Origin of the sequence: Bacteroides sp. NSJ-39, assembly GCF_014287315.1 — a bacterium.
Taxonomy (GTDB): domain Bacteria; phylum Bacteroidota; class Bacteroidia; order Bacteroidales; family Bacteroidaceae; genus Bacteroides; species Bacteroides finegoldii.
The window spans coordinates 90604-111554 of record NZ_JACOOB010000014.1; the positions used below are offsets into that span (position 1 = coordinate 90604).

General features: G+C 41.2%; 12 protein-coding genes and 1 pseudogene. 11 read left to right on the plus strand and 2 right to left on the minus strand.

Translation table 11 applies throughout. The features are described from left to right. Positions 1–19: 19 nt before the first annotated feature. From H8S63_RS15100 to H8S63_RS15130, 7 genes and pseudogenes are all read left to right on the plus strand, one after another. Positions 20–1730 (plus strand): annotated as a pseudogene (locus H8S63_RS15100) (RagB/SusD family nutrient uptake outer membrane protein). A 12-nt stretch (positions 1731–1742) separates the two neighbouring features. Next, positions 1743–3134, plus strand: coding sequence for a DUF4960 domain-containing protein (locus H8S63_RS15105; RefSeq protein WP_186927257.1), 1392 nt, complete (start codon positions 1743–1745; stop codon positions 3132–3134). 28 nt (positions 3135–3162) lie between these two features. Beyond that, positions 3163–4752 (plus strand): glycoside hydrolase family 32 protein, encoded by a 1590-nt coding sequence (locus H8S63_RS15110; protein WP_186927258.1) that lies wholly within the window; start codon positions 3163–3165, stop codon positions 4750–4752. Positions 4753–4887: 135 nt separating this feature from the next. Further along, positions 4888–6717, plus strand: a complete 1830-nt coding sequence (locus H8S63_RS15115) for a DUF4980 domain-containing protein (RefSeq protein ID WP_186927259.1) — start codon at positions 4888–4890, stop codon at positions 6715–6717. Between the two features lie 101 nt (positions 6718–6818). Further along, complete coding sequence (locus tag H8S63_RS15120; RefSeq protein WP_186927260.1) at positions 6819–7985, plus strand: MFS transporter; 1167 nt, start codon at positions 6819–6821, stop codon at positions 7983–7985. A gap of 35 nt (positions 7986–8020) precedes the next feature. Beyond that, positions 8021–8908, plus strand: coding sequence for a carbohydrate kinase (locus H8S63_RS15125; protein ID WP_007748309.1), 888 nt, complete (start codon positions 8021–8023; stop codon positions 8906–8908). 430 nt (positions 8909–9338) lie between these two features. Further along, positions 9339–12116 (plus strand): substrate-binding domain-containing protein, encoded by a 2778-nt coding sequence (locus H8S63_RS15130; protein WP_186927261.1) that lies wholly within the window; start codon positions 9339–9341, stop codon positions 12114–12116. A gap of 87 nt (positions 12117–12203) precedes the next feature. Here the strand turns inward: H8S63_RS15130 and H8S63_RS15135 are convergent, their stop codons facing one another. Continuing rightward, positions 12204–13502, minus strand: coding sequence for an LruC domain-containing protein (locus H8S63_RS15135; protein ID WP_186927262.1), 1299 nt, complete (start codon positions 13500–13502; stop codon positions 12204–12206). A 175-nt stretch (positions 13503–13677) separates the two neighbouring features. Between H8S63_RS15135 and H8S63_RS15140 the strand changes: the two genes are divergently transcribed. The 4 genes from H8S63_RS15140 (at position 13678) to H8S63_RS15155 (ending at position 17287) form a co-directional block, all read left to right on the plus strand. Then, positions 13678–14016, plus strand: coding sequence for an MGMT family protein (locus H8S63_RS15140; RefSeq protein ID WP_007758015.1), 339 nt, complete (start codon positions 13678–13680; stop codon positions 14014–14016). Between the two features lie 293 nt (positions 14017–14309). Continuing rightward, the gene (locus tag H8S63_RS15145; RefSeq protein ID WP_186927263.1) at positions 14310–15536 is read left to right on the plus strand and encodes a glycine betaine/L-proline ABC transporter ATP-binding protein; all 1227 of its coding nucleotides are present in this window, start codon (positions 14310–14312) and stop codon (positions 15534–15536) included. Further along, positions 15533–16360: a proline/glycine betaine ABC transporter permease gene (locus H8S63_RS15150; protein ID WP_022275927.1), complete on the plus strand. Its 828-nt coding sequence runs from the start codon at positions 15533–15535 to the stop codon at positions 16358–16360. Before H8S63_RS15145 ends, H8S63_RS15150 begins: the two co-directional genes overlap by 4 nt. Before the next feature lie 48 nt (positions 16361–16408). After that, positions 16409–17287 (plus strand): glycine betaine ABC transporter substrate-binding protein, encoded by an 879-nt coding sequence (locus H8S63_RS15155; RefSeq protein WP_022275928.1) that lies wholly within the window; start codon positions 16409–16411, stop codon positions 17285–17287. A 104-nt stretch (positions 17288–17391) separates the two neighbouring features. Here the strand turns inward: H8S63_RS15155 and nifJ are convergent, their stop codons facing one another. Beyond that, positions 17392–20940 (minus strand): pyruvate:ferredoxin (flavodoxin) oxidoreductase, encoded by a 3549-nt coding sequence (gene nifJ, locus H8S63_RS15160; protein WP_007758026.1) that lies wholly within the window; start codon positions 20938–20940, stop codon positions 17392–17394. Between the last annotated feature and the right edge of the window lie 11 nt (positions 20941–20951).

Genomic DNA, 20951 nt, shown 5'->3' on the forward strand with positions numbered 1-20951 from the left:
TCATTAAATAACGATAATTATGAAAATCAAGAATATATATATATCCTCTTTGCTGTTGGTAGCCTCGTTGGTCGGTACTACCGGTTGCAATGACTTTTTGGAAAGAGACTTACAGGGAAGTTCTGACGAGGGACAAACGATTAGTCCCGATAATGTGGACAATCTGGTAATTGCTGCTTACGCTCACATGGTGTCCGGTGAGGATATGAACAGTCCTTTCAGCCTTTGGCCGTATGGAAATGTCCGTGCAGATGATGGCTTATAAAGGCGGGGCAAACTCCGAAGACGGTTCGCATTTCCATTTTCTGGAGATTGCTACGGGGATGACTACTGACAATTGGGCTTTTGATGATATCTGGTATCGTCTTTATTCGGGGGTGGCACGTGCCAATGCTGCTTTGAAATCTTTGGATGGTATGGATGCAAATACTTATCCGCAGAAGAATGAACGTATCGGTGAGATGCGTTTCTTACGTGGTCATTATATGTTTCTGTTGAAAGTGATGTTCAAGCATATCGTTTATGTAGATGAAACGATTCCTACTTCGGACTATACCAAGATTTCTAACCGCCAGTATACTAACGACCAACTTTGGCAGAAGATAGCAGATGACTTTAAGTTTGCATATGATCATCTTCCCGATACACAAGTGGAAAAAGGGCGTCCTACGCAGGCTGCTGCATCGGCCTATCTGGCAAAGGTGATGCTTTACAAAGCTTATCGCCAGAATGAAAAGAATGAAGTGACCGAAATTAATGAAGATGATTTGAAAGCTGTAATTACGTATACGGATAATGCTATCATGACTGCCGGAGGTTTTGGTCTGGAAGAAGATTTTGCATATAATTTTCTGCCGCAATATGAGAACGGAAAGGAATCTATTTGGGCTGTCCAATATTCGCAGGATGATAATACGATGTATGGCAACTTGAACTTTGGTAATGAGTTGACAGCTCCGCAATTCTTCGGGTGTTGTGATTTTCAGAAGCCTAGCCAAAACTTGGTGAATGCTTTCCGCACGGAAAACGGTAGGCCGATGTTCGATACTTACAATGAGAAAGATAATTATGATGTGCAAGGCAACTACGATCCCCGTTTATTCCACACGGTGGCGATTCCGGGATTTCCTTATAAGTATAATGTGAACTATATTTTTGATAAGACGTGGACACGTAACGAACAGGAATATTATGGTCTTTACTCATCTTTAAAAGAGAATGTGGACCCCGATTGTTCTTGCCTGAAGAAAGTGAATTCTCCGTTTGTTGCTAATTCGATGAACCGTATTGTATTGCGTTATGCAGATGTAGTGCTGATGCGTGCCGAGGCATTGATTCAGTTGAATCGTTTGTCGGAAGCATTGCCGTTGGTCAATGAGATACGTAACCGTGCAGCCCGTAGTACTACGCTTGTTTTTGATTATGGGGCAAGTTTTAAAGTAGAACCGTATACAATGGCCGAATGGACTGATCGGGACATTGCTATGAGAGACCTGAAATGGGAACGTCGTCTTGAACTGGCATTGGAAGGAAGCCGCTTCTTTGATTTAGTTCGTTGGGGAGATGCGGCAAAAGTGATGAATCAATATTATGCGTCGGAAGCTAGTCGTCGTTCTTATTATTCGGATGCAAATTTTACAGCAGGAAAGAATGAATATCTGCCTATTCCTCAGAAGCAGATCAATTATAGTGGTGGTTTGTATCAGCAAAATAATGGTTGGGAGAAATAATAAATGGGAATTATGAAGACTTTGATAGATAAAATATATATGGTGTTACTGGCTGCACTTTTACTTTCTGCAGTTGGATGTAGTGATGATGATGACACATCGTTGGCTTTGAATGGTGATACATGGATTACTTCTTTCCATATCGAAGGTTATGATAACTTTATCGTTGAGCAGGATAATCAGGCGAGAAGCATTAAAGTACATGTGGAAGATAATACAGATGTGACAAATTTAATTCCGGTATTTACTTTGTCCGAAGGGGCTACGGCGAATTTGGAAAGTGGTAAACCTGTTAACTTTACAATGCCTGTAGTGGTAAAAGTCACAAACGGAAATGTATTTATGAATTATACGATTTCCGTAGAATTGGATAAGCCGCAGATTACTGGATTTATGATAGGAGAGTATGCGGGCAGAATTGATGAAACAAACAAGGAAATCGTTGTGTATGTACTTGAAGACATGGATATTACCGCTTTGTCTCCAGTCGTTACTGTTCCTGATGGTGCTACGGTAAGCCCGTTGTCAGGCACTACATTGGATTTCACTACACCTAAAGAATATACGGTTACAAATCATTTGAATGCAGCCACTTATACGGTGAAGGTAGAAAAGGTAAGAACTTTTGTTTCAATGGCATTTATCGGAACTGCTGCAACTATTGATGAACTGACTAATAATGAAGAAAAAGCCGCTGCTCAATGGATGTTGGATAATATGCCGGGAGCAAGGTATATTTCATATTCAGATTTGAGGGATGATAACCCGAAAGTGAAACTTGATCCGGAACAGATAAAAGTCATTTGGATTCATGATGATAATCCTATCTATGATGATAATGGATTTAATTGGAATTCAAAGAATAATATTAAGAATTATTATCAGACAGGTGGAAATTTGTTATTATCTCGTGGAGCTTTACGATATATTGTAAAAGATCGGTGGGCTATTTCTATGGATGGTAGAGATCCTAATAATCAATTTAGGAGTGAAGATTCTCAGACTGTTACAGAAAAACCTTGGGGCTTTTCAATAGAGGGTATCTCTCATGAAATATTTGATGGCTTAGTAACTGAGGATAATTCTAATATTTATTTAATAAATACAGGTTATCATATTTTTAATTGGGTATTTCAATGGTGTATAGATTGGGAACCTTATTGGGGAATAGAAGGATGGAGACAACAAACTGGTGCAATAGAGTTGGGGTATGATGTTTCCAATCACAATGCAGTGCCTATCGCTGAGTTCCCTTCTCGCCAGATAGGAGGAAATAGTAGTGGAAAGGTAATATGTATTGGCATGGCAGCTTATGATTGGTATGATGAAAACCAATCAGATAATCAATATCGTGGTAATATCGAGAAGCTTACCTCTAATGCACTCGATTACTTAAGCAAGTAAAGTATAATCTGATAAAGAAAAGCAAATTATGAAAACTATGATATTAATGGCTTCAATATTGTGTCTGTCAATATCGTTTGCTGCTTGCAGCGATGATAACAGTCCGGTAATCACAGATAAAAATCTGAATGAAACGACAACATTCTTTAGTTCGACGGAATCGAACAATTATACGACTTATTACAAACCTTATGTTGGTTATGTAGGTGATCCAATGCCTTTTTTTGATCCGGTAAGTAAAGAGTTTCGTATTCTTTACCTTCAGGATGATCGTGACGGTAATTCTACTATCTATCATCCTATCCACGAATTGGCAACTACGGATGTGGCAAACTATATCTCTTTCCGCGAAGCAATACCATGCGGAACAGCAGTAGAAGATGATCCGGCTATCGGGACAGGAAGTACTGTTTATGATGAGGCTACGAAAACTTATTATACTTTTTATACAGGACATAAAGCTACCGAACCTCGTGAAGTAATATTGTTGGCTACTTCCAAAGATTGTAAAACCTGGACTAAAGACCGTTCATTCCGTTTATCGGCTCCAATAGAAGCAGGGTATGATAAAAATGAATTCCGCGATCCATATGTTTTTTATGATGCAACTGCGCAATGTTATAGGATGTTAGTTTCTGCTCTGAAAAATGGGGATGGATATATCATTGAGTTTACTTCTACCAATTTGCATGATTGGGATTTAAAACCGGAACCGTTCTTCAATAATATTTGGGGGCGTTTCTATGAATGTCCGGATGTTTTTCAGATGGGAAGTTATTGGTATATGGTTTATTCTTCACAAGGAACAAAAAATGAACCGGCCGTTGTCCAATATTTCTATGCGCAGACTTTGGAGGAATTGAAGGGAATAGCTGTAGAGAATGGGCAGTTCCCTACTTTCGTACCCCACGAAGGATGGTTAGATGGAGTTAGTTTTTATGCTGGAAAAACAGCGGGCGATGATACAAATCGTTATCTTTGGGGATGGTGTCCGACACGTGAAGGGCAGAAAACCACAGGTACCAAAAATTGGGCAGGAGCATTGGTCGCTCATAGATTGATTCAGAACGGAGATGGAACATTAAGTTTGGATGTTCCACAAGCGATTTCCGCCAAATATTCCCAATCGGTGACATTGACTGAAAAGACGAAGGTAGGGGATGTAACGGTCAGCACTTCTTCTTATACATTGAAAGCAAATTCATTTGTCCGCTTCGCCCGTTTGAGAAACCGGAACAAAATAACCATGACTGCAACAATCCCTGAAGAGAATGAAGCCGTATTCGGACTTTCATTTGTCGATTGCAGTGATAAGGCAGAAAAGGCGCGTATTTTCATTGAAGATAAATATAATTTCCTGAAGTTGAAAGAAGTAGAAGTAAATGAGAAAACAGGTGAATGGAATGATGCGGGTGCTATAACAGAACGTGCTATAACTCCGGCTGCTGACAATGTATATCATATAGAGGTCTATACTGAAGAATCTGTGTGCGTAGTCTATATAAATGGAAGGTATGCTTTCACCAACCGTATTTATGATTTGGCTAAAAATCCTTGGGCTATTTTTTGTACTGAGGGTGAAGTGACTGTATCTGATATAAAATTGAGTACTTATTAATTGAGAAAGTAACATCTTTTATAGCGTTTGAAACAAATGTGATAGGCGCTCCGATGCATTGCGCCTATCTTTGCATTGCAACAACCAAGAAATATGATACTATTAATAATAAGTAATAACCTTAATACCATAAACATGAATGTATTTTTACCTTTGAGAAAACTTCAGGCTCTTCTGATTTGTTCCATTTTTATGAATATCTCGCTTCTGGCTTTAGCTGCAGATCCTTCTCTTTTAATAAAAGATTTAGGAGAAGGACATTGTTTGGTGCGTGTCAATACTACTCAGAAATACTTGTTATTACCGGTAGAAGATGCATCGCCTGACGTACGTATCAGTATGATTGCTGATAACAAAGAAGTGAAGAGCTTTGATGTCCGTCTGGCTATTAACAAGGTAGATTATTTTGTTCCGGTAGACCTTTCCGATTATTCCGGTAAGTTGGTTTCATTTAAATTCAAAATGAATTCAAATGATCCGGTACGTGTCAATCTTTCACCGGATAACACCGCTTGCTGTAGAGAAATGAAGTTGTCCGATACCTTCGATACAACTAATCGTGAAAAGTTCCGTCCTGTTTATCACTTCTCACCTCTTTATGGATGGATGAATGATCCCAACGGAATGGTATATAAAGACGGAGAATATCATTTGTTTTATCAACATAATCCATACGGTTCCAAATGGGGAAATATGAATTGGGGACATGCTATCAGTAAAGACTTAATCAATTGGGAACATCGGCCTGATGCTATAACCCCGGATGCGTTTGGCACTATTTTCAGTGGTTCGGCTGTGGTGGATCATAATAATACAGCTGGTTTTGGTGCAGGTGCTATCATCGCTATCTATACACAGAACGGTGATCGTCAGGTGCAAAGTATCGCTTACAGTACCGACAATGGACGTACTTTTACAAAGTATGCGGATAATCCGGTGTTGGTATCTGAAGCCCGCGATTTCCGCGATCCGAAAGTCTTTTGGTATGAAGGGACAAAACGTTGGATTATGGTACTTGCCGTAGGGCAGGAAATGCAGATTTTCTCTTCTCCCAATTTGAAAAACTGGACTTTTGAAAGCAGTTTCGGTAAGGGACAAGGTGCTCACGGAAATGTTTGGGAATGTCCGGATTTATTTGAACTTCCCGTGGAAGGTACGAATGAAAAGAAATGGGTGTTACTTTGCAGCTTGGGCGACGGTCCTTTCGGTGACTCGGCCACTCAATACTTTGTCGGAACGTTCAACGGAAAAGAATTTGTAAACGAATCACCCTCCAAAACCAAATGGATGGACTGGGGAAAAGACCATTACGCCACTGTTACTTGGAGTGATGCTCCCGACAACCGTCGCATTGCTATCGCATGGATGAGCAACTGGCAATATGCAAACGATGTTCCTACCTCTCAATACCGTAGCCCGAACTCTGTTCCTCGCGATTTGAGCCTGTTCACCGTAGATGGCGAGACTTATCTTCAGTCTGCTCCCTCTCCCGAACTGCTGAAACTGCGTGACGTCTCCAAGAAACGCTCGTTCAAAGTGAACGGAACACGTATCATCAAAGACATGATTGCCGGCAATGAGGGTGCATACGAAATAGAACTGACTATCGAAAATCAACATGCGGATGTAATCGGCTTCCGTCTCTACAATAACAAAGGCGAAGAAGTGGATATGCAATATGACATGAAAGAAAAGAAATTTTCGATGGACCGCCGCAAAAGCGGAGATGTAGGTTTCAATGAGAACTTCCCAATGTTGACCTGGACGGCTATTGAGAGTGGAAAAGACGAATTGAAACTCCGTCTGTTTGTCGACAAATCCAGTGTGGAAGCCTTTGGCGATGGCGGACGTTTTGTGATGACTAATCAGGTGTTCCCATCGGAACCTTACACTCATATCGACTTTTACAGTAAAGGAGGAGCGTATAAAGTAGATTCGTTTGTGATTTACAAGTTGAAGAAATAAGCTCATTCTCCTTACTCTATGTGCTCTTTGCCCGCTTCTTTGTTTTAGGGTGATGTACATTGCCCTATGGAAACAGAATTCATCGTATAAAAGATAAAATAATGGAAAACAGTAAAAACTCTTCCCTCTCCAAACTAGTCCCGGTGATGCTTTGCTTCTTCGCCATGGGATTTGTTGACCTGGTAGGCATTGCCTCCAATTACGTAAAGGCGGATCTTGGTCTGTCGGACTCACAGGCGAATATCTTTCCGTCATTAGTATTCTTCTGGTTTTTGATATTCTCTGTACCTACAGGTATGCTGATGAGCCGCATTGGTCAGAAGAAAACCGTATTGCTTAGTTTGATTGTGACTTTCGCTTCTCTGTTGCTACCCGTTTTTGGTGACAGCTATATGCTGATGTTGATTTCTTTTTCTTTATTAGGAATAGGAAATGCGTTGATGCAGACTTCCTTGAACCCGTTGCTTTCCAATATCGTACGTGGCGACCGTCTGGCAAGTAGCCTGACTTTCGGTCAGTTTGTGAAAGCCATTGCTTCTTTTCTGGCTCCTTACATCGCCATGTGGGGAGCGACGCAGGTCATTCCGACTTTTGATTTAGGCTGGCGCGTGTTATTCCCTATTTATATGATTGTAGCGATCATTGCCATTCTCTTGCTCAATATTACTCAGATTGAAGAAGAAAAAGAGGAAGGCAAACCGTCTACTTTCGGACAATGTCTGGCTTTGCTTGGCAAACCGTTCATCCTGCTTTGTTTTATTGGTATCATGTGCCATGTCGGTATTGATGTAGGTACAAATACTACCGCTCCAAAGATTCTGATGGAACGTCTTGGCATGGGGTTGGATGACGCTGCTTTTGCTACAAGCCTTTATTTTATCTTCCGTACGGCTGGCTGCTTCTTAGGATCGTTTATTTTACGCAAGATGTCAGCAAAATCTTTCTTTGGCATTAGTGTGGTGATGATGTTGGTAGCGATGGCCGGATTGTTTGTTTTTCATGAAAAGACAATGATTTATGCCTGCATTGCATTGATTGGTTTTGGTAATTCCAATGTATTCTCTGTTATTTTCTCGCAGGCGTTACTCTATCTTCCGGTGAAAAAGAATGAGGTTTCCGGCTTGATGATTATGGGACTTTTCGGAGGAACAGTGTTTCCGTTGGCTATGGGAGTTGCCTCCGATGCAATGGGGCAGAGTGGGGCGGTAGCCGTAATGACGGTGGGCGTAATGTATCTTTTGTTTTATACGTTCCGTATTAGAAAATAAATTAATAACTTTGGAAACAATAAAATCTGTAAGTCATGAATAATATAATTGTAGGAATGGGCGAAGCACTTTGGGATGTGTTGCCCGAAGGAAAGAAAATTGGTGGTGCTCCGGCAAACTTTGCCTATCATGTATCGCAGTTTGGCTTTGACAGCCGCGTAGTAAGTGCCGTGGGGAATGATGAACTGGGAGATGAGATTCTGAGAGTATTCAATGAAAAGAAACTGAAAACACAGATTGAACGTGTGGATTATCCTACCGGTACGGTGCAGGTAACGTTGGATGATGAGGGTGTCCCTTGTTATGAAATTAAGGAAGGGGTTGCATGGGACAATATTCCTTTTACAGATGAACTGAAACGTTTGGCTTTGAATACACGTGCTGTTTGCTTCGGATCATTGGCACAACGCAATGAGGTGAGCCGTGCTACTATCAATCGTTTTTTGGATACAATGCCTGATATAGACGGGCAATTGAAGATTTTTGATATTAATCTCCGACAGGATTTTTATTCAAAAGAGGTTATTCGTGAGTCCTGCCAGCGTTGCAACGTGTTGAAGATAAATGACGAAGAATTAGTGACCATTAGCCGTATGTTTGGCTATCCGGGTATTGACTTGCAGGATAAATGCTGGATTTTGTTAGCTAAGTATAATCTGAAGATGTTGATTCTGACTTGTGGTATCAATGGAAGTTACGTATTTACTCCGGGAGTTGTTTCCTTCCAAGAGACCCCGAGGGTTCCCGTAGCTGATACGGTGGGAGCCGGTGATTCCTTTACAGCAACGTTCTGTGCTTCTATTCTCAATGGTAAGTCGGTTCCCGAAGCTCATAAACTGGCTGTTGAAGCTTCCGCTTATGTATGTACGCAAAGCGGTGCAATGCCGGAACTTCCACAGGTACTGAAAGATAGGATGTTATAAAAGCCTATACGATAGAATATATAATAAAACTCTCATGAGCTTCATCTCATGGGAGTTTTATTATGACCTTACATAAGAGGTATGGGTATAAAAAAAGGAGCAACGCCTTGCTCCAACCTTTGTTAACCTTAAATCTAATACTATGAAAAACACAGTGCAAAGATACGGACTTCTGTGAAACTAGCAAATAATCCAAATAAAAAGAGATGTTTTATAACATTGATTAAGTGTTTGTCTAACTCTTTATACTTTTATTAATGAAATCTGACTTTGTTGTGACATTGTTTGCGGGTAGAAGGAGGCTTGTTAATAAAGCGGATTTGAGGCTTTTTACTTTCTGTTTTTAAGAGAAAACCATTATCTTTATCCCGATATATGACAAATAGATAGTATGGTAAAAGATATAATCTACGAAAAAATACACAATACTATGGGATATTTACGTTGGATAGTGATCTTGTTTTGTTTTCTCGGAATGGTAGCCTGCCATCAAGATGTGCCGCATTTCCGTATTGGTGTGGCTCAATGTAGTGATGATTCTTGGCGGCACAAAATGAATGATGAGATTCTTCGTGAAGCCATGTTTTACGATGGGGTGGCGGTTGAAATCCGGTCGGCTGGAGATGATAACCGCAAGCAGGCGGAAGATGTCCGTTATTTTATGGATAAAGGAGTTGATTTACTTATTATCTCAGCCAACGAGGCGGCTCCGATGACTCCCGTCGTGGAAGAAGCCTATCAGAAAGGAATCCCTGTCATTTTGATAGATCGGAAGATTCTATCTGATAAATATACTGCATATATCGGTGCCGATAATTATGAAATAGGCCGTGCGGTTGGAAATTATATTGCATCAAGCTTGCAGGGAAAAGGGAATGTGGTGGAGCTTACAGGGCTGGGAGGGGCGACCCCTGCGATGGAGCGTCATCAGGGATTTATGGCAGCCATCAGTAATTTCCCGGATATAAAGCTGATTGATAAAGCGGATGCGGCATGGGAGAGTGGTCCGGCTGAAGTGGAGATGGATAGTATGCTCTGTCGTCATCCGAAAATCGATGCGGTGTATGCACATAATGACCGCATAGCTCCGGGAGCTTATCGGGCTGCCAAGAAAGTAGGTAGGGAGAAAGAAATGCTCTTTGTAGGTATTGATGCTTTGCCGGGTAAAGGAAACGGATTGGAACTTGTGCTTGACAGTGTGCTGAATGCTACTTTTATTTATCCTACAAATGGTGATAAGGTAATGCAGTTGGCTATGAATATTCTTGAAAAAAAGCCTTATCCTAGAGAAACCGTAATGAATACGGCCGTCGTAGACCACACGAATGCTCATGTCATGCAACTCCAGACTACGCATATATCTGAATTGGATCAGAAAATCGAAACATTGAACGGACGTATCGGAGGGTATTTGTCACGTGTTGCTACCCAACAGGTTGTCATGTATGGTGGTCTGGTTATCCTTTTGTTGGTGGCAGGTTTGTTATTAGTAGTATATAAATCTCTTCGCTCTAAGAATCGCTTGAACAGAGAACTTTCCGAACAGAAGAAACAGTTAGAGGAACAGCGTGACAAACTGGAGGGGCAACGTGATAAATTGGAAGAACAGAGGGATCAGCTTATACAGCTTTCTCATCAATTGGAAGAAGCGACTCATGCTAAATTGGTTTTCTTTACGAATATTTCTCATGATTTCCGTACTCCACTGACATTAGTTGCCGATCCGGTGGAGCATTTATTGGCTGATAAAACGTTGAATGGAGACCAGCATCGGATGTTGATGTTGATTCAGCGGAATGTGAATATCCTTTTGCGTCTGGTCAATCAAATTTTGGATTTTCGAAAGTATGAGAATGGCATGATGGAATATACACCTGTTCCTGTAGATATTCTTTCTTCTTTTGAGGGGTGGAATGAGTCGTTTCTTGCAGCAGCGCGAAAGAAACATATTCATTTCTCTTTTGATAAGATGGCGGATACGGACTATCACACATTGGCGGACGTGGAAAAATTGGAACGCATTTATTTTAATCTTCTTTCTAATGCTTTCAAGTTTACTCCGGAAAATGGAAAGGTAACCGTTCGTCTGTCTCCTTTGACAAAAGAGGATGGGCGTTGGATTCGTTTTACCGTTGCTAACACCGGTTCTATGATTTCTGTGGAACATATTCGGAATATTTTCGACCGTTTTTACAGAATAGATATGCATCATGCAGGTTCGGGGATTGGCTTGGCACTTGTGAAAGCTTTTGTCGAATTGCATAAAGGAACTATCTCTGTAGAAAGTGATGAAAAACAAGGAACAATCTTTACGGTTGATTTACCGATGCAGACTTGTGAGGTAACCGTTTCGGTGGATAGCCCATTGTCTTCTTCCATTGGGGCTTCGGTCTCTTCTGCGTTAAACAATGCTCAAGTAGCTGAGGAAGAGGAACCTGAAAAAGATTATGATTCTTCCAAACCTTCCGTCCTTGTCATTGACGATAATGCAGATATCCGTTCATATGTATATAGTTTGCTTCATACCGATTATACTGTTATTGAGGCTGCAGATGGTTCGGATGGGATTCGTAAAGCTATGAAATATGTTCCGGATTTGATTATTTCTGATGTGATGATGCCGGGGATTGATGGTATTGAGTGCTGTCGTAGGTTAAAAAGCGAGTTGCAGACATGTCATATTCCTGTTATTCTGTTGACTGCCTGTTCTTTGGATGAACAACGGATTCAAGGATATGACGGTGGTGCTGATTCATATATTTCCAAACCTTTTAGTTCACAACTGTTGTTGGCTCGTGTCCGTAATTTGATTGATTCGCATCGTCGCTTGAAGCAGTTCTTTGGCGACGGACAGACGTTGGTGAAAGAGGATGTTTGTGATATGGATAAGAACTTTGTGGAGAAATTCAAGTCTTTACTTGACGCAAAGCTGGGGGATTCTAATCTGAATGTGGAGGATTTAGGAAAAGATATGGGACTGAGCCGTGTACAACTTTATCGTAAGATAAAGTCTCTTACTAATTACTCTCCTAATGAGTTGCTTCGGATTGCTCGTCTGAAGAAAGCGGCTTCTCTACTTGCTTCATCGGATATGACAGTGGCAGAGATTGGTTATGAAGTAGGGTTCAGTTCTCCTTCTTATTTCACAAAATGTTATAAAGAACAGTTTGGAGAGAGTCCGACGGACTTCTTAAAAAGAAGAGGATAATAAGATTGTAATTGGTATGATTATAATAAATCCCGATAAGGTATATTTAACACTTTACCGGGATTTAGGTATGGGATAGGAAAAGAATTAGTTATAGATCAACAGACTCTTATCTGCATTACCTTGACCGTACCAATTTTGCTCATTTTTACCGCTGCTTGTTGCCCATTTCCTGAATCCGGGATAAGCTTTCAAGAAGTTGGCTTTTTCAACTGCGTGGGCTGCATTACCCGGTACTCTCAATCCCCAAATCAGACGTTCTTTACTAAAGTAGTAGTTGTCGTCTTCTTCATCTCCGTCGGATTCATATACAGGAAGTAAATTAGAATCTTTGAATGGATATTTGTAACCAACTGGCTCAATGCCATTCATGTGTATTTCTGTTCCATCATCATTACGTTTTAAGTATAAATCAAATTTATCATCCTCCAATATTTCTTCTACCTCTTTGGCAACATTGAGATCAATTGTAATAATGATTTCCGGTAAATCATTGGTTGATACTAAAGCTCCTCTTTCAGTATTAAAATACTGACTTTCACCTTTTGGAAGGTTTTTGATTAATTCGCTGCAATCAATGATAAGATAATTCTTTTTATTATCAACGTATTTAACCTCGAGTGGCTTTCTTGTTTTAGCATTTATCATTTCAACTTCAGCTTCGTGCTTTTTTATTTCTTTGAGTTTTAAATAAGGAGAATATGGGAATATTCCGCCAACAGCTTTTAAGCGTAAGCCGATAACAATCTGCTTACTTTTATAATCATTTCCTTTTTGTTTTCCGACTTCAAATTGTACCTTGTAATTTACTACAAAGTCATTGAAGTCATAATCTCCCAATGATGGAAATTGATCTTCAAACATAATTGTTCCCCAACCATTCTTAGGATGATATATTACTCCTTCCCATTTGTCGTAATCAATGTCATCTTCTATGTCATGTCCACGTGTAACTGCTCGAGATGTGGTATTGTTATTATCATTGATGGATAATGAGAAACTGCCATCAGGGTTGATTGGCATTGTTGCTTTGATCATAGCACCTGAACCATTTTTATATTGAGCATACAATGTTTTTGCATATGTAGGAATACTTAATGGTAGGCTTGAAGTTTCTGCGTATACAGGGATAGTTGCTAGTTTTTCTTCTTCACTGCATGCTTCATCCAAAAAGAATGAAACTATTGTAGGAGTAGGAATTGTAGATGACACCGTTGTCTCACTTACTTGAGTTAATTTCCATTGGAAATCCGCAGGTATGTCCAAGTCTTTCATTTGGAGTTCCTTTTCAGGCTGTTTGCTTTCATCATAAAGATTCTTCTCACAGGAACTGAAAGCTAAGGTTCCTAACAAACAAGAAGCAAATAGAACAGTCTTCTTTTTCATAATGATGTTGCTTGTCTCGTTAATAATAAAACTACTTTTATGCCACAAAGGTCGTAATAATTTGTATATAAAGCAAGTAAAGTTGCATATATTGTTTGTTGTGTCTTAATAATTTGCAAATATTCGTCTTTTTACCTAGCTTTGAGGAAGAAAAATAAGTAAAAGAGAAGGGTTAATGAAGGATTATAAAGTAGACAAGGCAAAGTTTTCTGCGTCTTTTTGTCAAGAGGTGCATCAGGTTGTTTGTGATATTCCGGTAGGAAAGGTTTCTACTTATGGAGAGATTGCCACATTATTAGGAATGCCTCAATGTTCCCGTATGGTAGGACGCGCTTTGAAACAAGTACCGGAGGGTATATCTGTTCCTTGCCATCGAGTAGTCAATGCATCGGGGCGCCTTGTACCTGGCTGGACAGAGCAAAAGCAACTCTTGCTGAAAGAAGGGATTTCTTTCAAACAAAATGGATGCGTAGACTTGAAAAAACATCTTTGGAATTACTCTGCTTCTGAATAAAATTTGCATTTTTAATCTATTTTCCTTATCTTTGTGCCAACAATATGCAAGAACAGACTGTTATTTATTTATGAAAATACTGTTTTTTACTGTTCATTGAGAGGATAATCTTATCAAATTCTATTCCTTTTAAACTACTCAGTCTGTTTTTTAATCATTTAAAAAACTCATTGGATCGTCATGTTACCATGTGACATGACTGAACCATGCGAACATTCAACTTGTTTATCGTAAGTGAGAATGAGGAACGCGGCAGTTGAAAACAAATATTATAATCTAAACCAATATATTATATGAGTAAAATAGAAATAAAGGATTTGTACCTGATCTTTGGTCATGAGAAGCAGAAAGCACTCAAGATGCTGAAAAAAGATAAGAGTAAAGCGGAAATTCTGAAAGATACCGGTTGTACGGTAGGAGTGAAAGATGCCAATCTTTCAATAAATGAAGGGGAGTTTTTTGTGATAATGGGGCTCTCGGGAAGTGGGAAATCGACATTACTGCGTTGTATTAATCGTTTGATACGTCCTACTGCCGGACAAGTCCTTGTAAATGGAGTCGATATATCTAAAATATCCGAAAAAGAACTATTGCAGGTTCGCCGGAAAGAGCTGGCAATGGTTTTCCAGAATTTTGGTCTGTTGCCTCACCGTTCTGTATTGAGCAATATCGCATTCGGCCTTGAACTTCAGGGAGTGAAGAAGGGAGAGCGTGAAAAGAAAGCGATGGAAAGTATGAAGCTTGTCGGACTGAAAGGATATGAGGATCAGATGGTAGGTGAACTTTCCGGTGGAATGCAACAGCGTGTCGGATTGGCACGTGCCTTGGCCAATAATCCCGAAGTACTTTTAATGGATGAGGCTTTCTCTGCTCTCGATCCTCTGATTCGCGTACAGATGCAGGATGAGCTACTGGCCCTACAATCAAAGATGAAAAAGACAATTGTCTTTATTACTCATGATTTGAGTGAAGCAATTAAACTAGGTGACCGTATTGCGATTATGAAAGACGGAGAAGTGGTGCAGGTAGGTACTTCAGAGGAAATCCTGACCGAACCGGCTAACGATTATGTAGCCCGTTTTGTTGAAAACGTGGATAGGAGCAAAATTATTACCGCTTCTTCTTTAATGATTGACAAACCGTTGGTGGCTCGTCTGAAGAAAGAAGGCCCCGAAGTTTTGATTCGTAAGATGCGTGCAAAGAATATAACCGTATTACCTGTAATAGATGCCGACGATAAACTGGTCGGGGAGGTGCACCTGAACGATTTGCTTAAATTACGTAGCAGGCAGGAAAAATCCATTGAAACAGTTGTGCGTACAGAAGTACATTCTGTGTTGGAGGATACAGTGTTGGAGGACATGCTTCCTTTAATGACAAAGAGCAATTCACCGGTATGGGTGATAGATGAGACACGCGAGTTTTTGGGGACAATCCCACTTTCATCTTTAATCATCGAAGTGACCGGAAAAGATAAAGAAGAAATAAACGAAATAATTCAAAACGCAATAGATTTATGATAAATATAGGACAATATATAGAGGTGGCCATCAATTGGACGATGGTACATTTTTCCACTTTCTTTGATGCCGTGAATGCAGGCATCGGTAGTTTTATTATAGGATTCCAGCACATACTTTTCGGAATACCTTTTTATATAACCATTTTGGTACTTGCTGCACTTGCATGGATGAAAGCAGGGCGTGGTACGGCAATTTTCACTGCATTAGGATTATTATTGATCTATGGAATGGGATTTTGGGAAGCTACAATGCAAACCCTAGCTCTCGTTTTATCATCTACCTGTCTGGCTCTAATTGTTGGTGTACCTTTGGGGGTATGGACGGCAAACAGTCCGCGTGCAGAGAAAATACTCCGTCCTGTTCTCGACTTGATGCAGACGATGCCTGCTTTTGTTTATCTGATTCCTGCCGTTTTGTTTTTCGGATTGGGCGCAGTGCCTGGAGTGTTTGCCACCATTATCTTTGCTATGCCTCCTGTAGTCCGCCTTACCGGATTGGGAATCCGACAGGTTCCTAAAAATGTAGTGGAAGCTTCTCGTTCGTTTGGAGCTACCCGTTGGCAGCTGCTATATAAAGTACAGCTTCCTTTGGCACTGCCCACCATCCTGACCGGTGTAAACCAGACAATAATGATGTCACTTTCTATGGTTGTAATCGCTGCAATGATTGCTGCCGGTGGTTTGGGGGAAATTGTATTGAAAGGTATCACCCAGATGAAGATCGGACTTGGATTTGAAGGTGGTATAGCGGTAGTTATTTTAGCTATCATTTTAGACCGTATCACACAAGGAATGGCAGGAAGAAAAAATAAGAAGGGTTAAAATTGCAAGAACTAAAATAAGAAAGACAGAAAACAGAAAGGAATAAAAATGAGAATATATAAATTAGTAGGAATCGTACTGACTGCTCTGCTTTTGCTGGCTTCCTGTGCAGATTCCGACCCAGATAAGAAAAAAGTAAAAATAGCCTATGCCAATTGGTTGGAAGGAATAGCCATGAGCCATTTGGCAAAAGTGGTACTGGAAGAACAAGGATACGAGGTTGAACTACAGAATGCTGATCTTGCTCCTATTTTCGTATCCATATCTGGAAAGAATTCAGATGTCTTTCTAGATGCCTGGTTACCGATAACGATGAAAGATTATATGGATCAGTACGGTGATAGCATCGAATTTTTAGGAGAAGTATATGGAGAAGCACGCGTCGGGCTAGCCGTGCCTCAATATGTTGCCATTAATTCCATTGATGAACTGGCTGCCAATAAAGATCGGTTTTCTTCTGAGATAGTGGGAATTGATGCCGGAGCAGGTATTATGAAGACTACGGACAAGGCCATCTCAACTTACGGTCTTGACGGCTATACCCTCATGACTTCAAGTAGCTCAACCATGTTGGCATCTTTGAAAAAAGCGATGGATAGGGGAGAATGGATTGTCATTACAGGTTGGACACCGCATTGGATGTTCGATCAGTTTGACCTGAAATTCCTGGATGATCCGAAAAAAGTATATGGAGATCTGGAAGAAATACATGCCATTGCCTGGAAAGGTTTCAGTAAAAAAGATCCGTTTGCCGCTGAATTTTTCGCTAATATCAAATTAACGACAGAAGAACTTAGCTCTTTTATGACAGCTATGAAAGACGCTCGAATGGATGAAGAAGAGATTGCACGCAAATGGCGGGATGAACATCGGCAGTTGGTGGATAGCTGGATACCGAAGTCTGACAACTTCGAAATTAGTTCATAACCGGTATTATAAAAATCGGTCTTATATAAAACTGGCTTGGACATAAAAAAGGGAGTCATGCGGTTGAGCAGACTCCCTTTTTATATTTATTTGAGTGTGATTAATTATTCAGCACCCCAGTTCTCTTTAGCCAGACGTTTGTAGCTGTTGTAACGCCATTTAGCGTTTGCTTCAGCAGCTTTAAACAGTTCTTCTGCTTCGTTAGGATATTGTTTCATTACAGAAGCGTAACGAACCTCACCCTTCAAGAAACCTTGGAAGTCTTCCCAATTCGGTTCTTTGCTATCCAATTGGAACGGATTCTTGCCTTCTTCTTCCAAAGCAGGGTTGTAACGCCACAAGTGCCAGTAACCGCACTTAACAGCCTTTTCTTCTTCTTCCTGGCTCTTACCCATACCAGCTTTCAGACCGTGGTTGATACACGGAGCATAAGCGATAATCAAAGATGGTCCCGGATATGCTTCTGCTTCACGGATAGCTTTCAGAGTCTGAGCTTGGTCAGCACCCATCGCAATCTGAGCAACATATACATAACCGTAAGTAGTAGCCATCAGACCGAGGTCTTTCTTACGTACGCGCTTACCTGCAGCAGCAAACTTAGCGATAGCGCCTACCGGAGTAGCCTTAGAAGACTGTCCACCAGTGTTGGAGTAAACTTCAGTATCCAGAACGAGGATGTTAACGTCCTTACCGGAAGCGATTACATGGTCAAGACCACCGTAACCGATATCGTAAGAAGCACCGTCACCACCGATAATCCATTGGCTGCGTTTTACAAGATATTGTTGCAGTTCAGCGATTTGCTTGCAGTGATTGCATTTATCCTTGTTAGCTTCAACCATCGGGATGATCTTAGCTGCCAATTCCTTAGTCTTGTCTGCATCTAACATATTGTTGATCCATTCAGCGAACAATTCTTTAGCTTCAGCAGGAGTACAGTCAGCAGCAATAGCTTCGTTCATTACTTTCACGATACGTGCACGCATCTTTTCGTTTGCCAATTCCATACCCAGACCGAATTCGCAGAAGTCTTCGAACAGTGAGTTAGCCCAAGCAGGACCGTGTCCGTTTTCGTTCTTTGTATAAGGTGTAGAAGGAACAGAACCGGAATAGATAGAAGAACATCCGGTAGCGTTAGCAACCATTTCACGGTCACCGAACAATTGAGAAATCAATTTTACGTACGGAGTTTCACCACAACCGGAGCAAGCACCTGAGAACTCAAACAACGGAGTAGCGAACTGAGAGTTCTTCACGTTGGCTTTGATGTCAACAAGATGTTGTTTAGTCTTCACGTTGTCAACGCAATAAGTCCAGTTTTCAGCTTCAGCCAACTGACTTTCAAGGTGTTTCATTGTCAATGCCTTGCCACCCTTCTTCGGATTACCCGGACAGATGTCAGCACAGTTACCGCAACCCAGACAGTCGAGAACGTCAACCTGAATACGGAATGTCATACCGTCGAATACTTTACCTACGGCTTTCAGTTGTTCGAACTTAGCACCCTTCTGTTCTTCAGCATCGAGTACGAACGGACGGATAGAAGCGTGAGGACAAACATATGCACACTTATTACACTGTATACAGTTTTCAGGATTCCATTCTGGAACGAATGCAGCTACACCACGTTTTTCATATTTAGCAGTACCTTGATACCAAGTACCGTCTTCGATACCCTTGAATGCAGATACTGGCAACAAGTCACCGTCTTGTGCATTGATCGGACGAACTACTTCGTTGATGAATGCAGGATCGTTGTTTTCAACTTTAGCGTCATCCGGCAGGTTAGCCCAAGCAGGATCAACAGTCAAAGTCTTGTATTCACCACCGCGGTCAACGGCAGCATAGTTCTTGTTAACAACGTCTTCACCCTTCTTGCCGTAAGACTTAACGATGAATTTCTTCATCTGTTCAACAGCTTGTTCAACAGGAATAACGCCTGTGATACGGAAGAATGCAGATTGAAGGATAGTGTTGGTGCGGTTACCCAAACCAATTTCCAGTGCAATCTGTGTTGCGTTGATATAGTATACAGAAATATTGTTCTGTGCGAAATATTTCTTCACCTTGTTAGGCAGGTTCTTAGCCAGTTCTTCACCTTCCCAGATAGTGTTCAGCAAGAAAGAACCGTTCTTACGCAAACCGCGAGTTACGTCGTACATGTGCAGGTAAGCCTGAACGTGACAAGCAACGAAGTTCGGAGTGTTAACCAAATAAGTGGAACGGATCGGAGTATCACCGAAACGCAAGTGAGAACAAGTGAAACCACCTGACTTCTTAGAGTCGTATGAGAAGTAAGCCTGACAGTGTTTGTCAGTGTTATCACCGATAATTTTCACAGAGTTCTTGTTAGCACCTACTGTACCGTCAGCACCCAGACCGTAGAATTTAGCTTCGAACATACCTTCACCGCCCAATGCGATTTCTTCTTCTTGCGGAAGAGAAGTGAAAGTAACGTCATCTACGATACCGATAGTGAAGTGGTTCTTCGGCATTGGCATAGCCAAATTTTTGAATACTGCGATGATCTGTGCAGGAGTAGTATCTTTTGACCCCAGACCGTAGCGACCGCCAACGATAACAGGAGCATTTTCAACACCATAGAAGCAATCTTTAACGTCAAGATAAAGAGGTTCACCGTTAGCACCCGGTTCTTTTGTACGGTCAAGAACTGCGATAGTCTTAGCAGTCTTAGGTACAGCAGCCAAGAAGTGTTTAGCAGAGAACGGACGATACAAGTGTACGGCAACCAAACCTACTTTCTCACCGTTTGCTACCAAGTAGTCGATAGCTTCGCGGGCAGCTTCTGTTACAGAACCCATAGCGATAATTACGCGTTCTGCATCTTCAGCACCGTAGTAGTCGAACAAACCATATTTGCGGCCTGTAATCTTAGAAATTTCATTCATGTATTCTTCTACGATAGCAGGAACTGCTTCATAGTAGTTGTTGCATGATTCACGATGTTGGAAGAAGTGGTCAGGGTTTTCAGCCATACCACGAGCAACCGGATTCATCGGATTCAGTGCACGGGCACGGAATTCAGCCAAAGCTTCCTGGTCGATCAGCGGAGCCAAGTCCTCATTTTCCAACATTTCGATCTTCTGGATTTCGTGAGAAGTACGGAAACCATCGAAGAAGTTCATGAACGGAACGCGTGATTTGATAGTAGCCAAGTGGGCAACACCGGCCAAATCCATAACTTCCTGTACGGAACCTTCAGCCAACATAGCGAAGCCAGTCTGACGGGCTGACATTACGTCTTGGTGGTCACCGAAGATACACAATGCGTGAGAAGCCAATGTACGAGCAGATACATGGAATACGCAAGGCAAGAACTCACCGGCAATTTTGTACATATTAGGGATCATCAGGAGAAGACCCTGAGAAGCAGTGTAAGTAGTAGTCAACGCACCAGCCTGAAGAGAACCGTGAACTGCACCGGCAGCACCGCCTTCAGATTGCATTTCCTGTACCAATACTGTTTCGCCGAAGATATTTTTACGTCCTGCGGCAGCCCATTCGTCTACGTACTCAGCCATAGTCGAAGAAGGAGTGATGGGGTAGATAGCAGCTACTTCAGAGAACATATACGAGATATGTGCTGCAGCCTGGTTACCATCACAAGTGATGAATTTCTTCTGTTTAGTCATAACTAAATTAA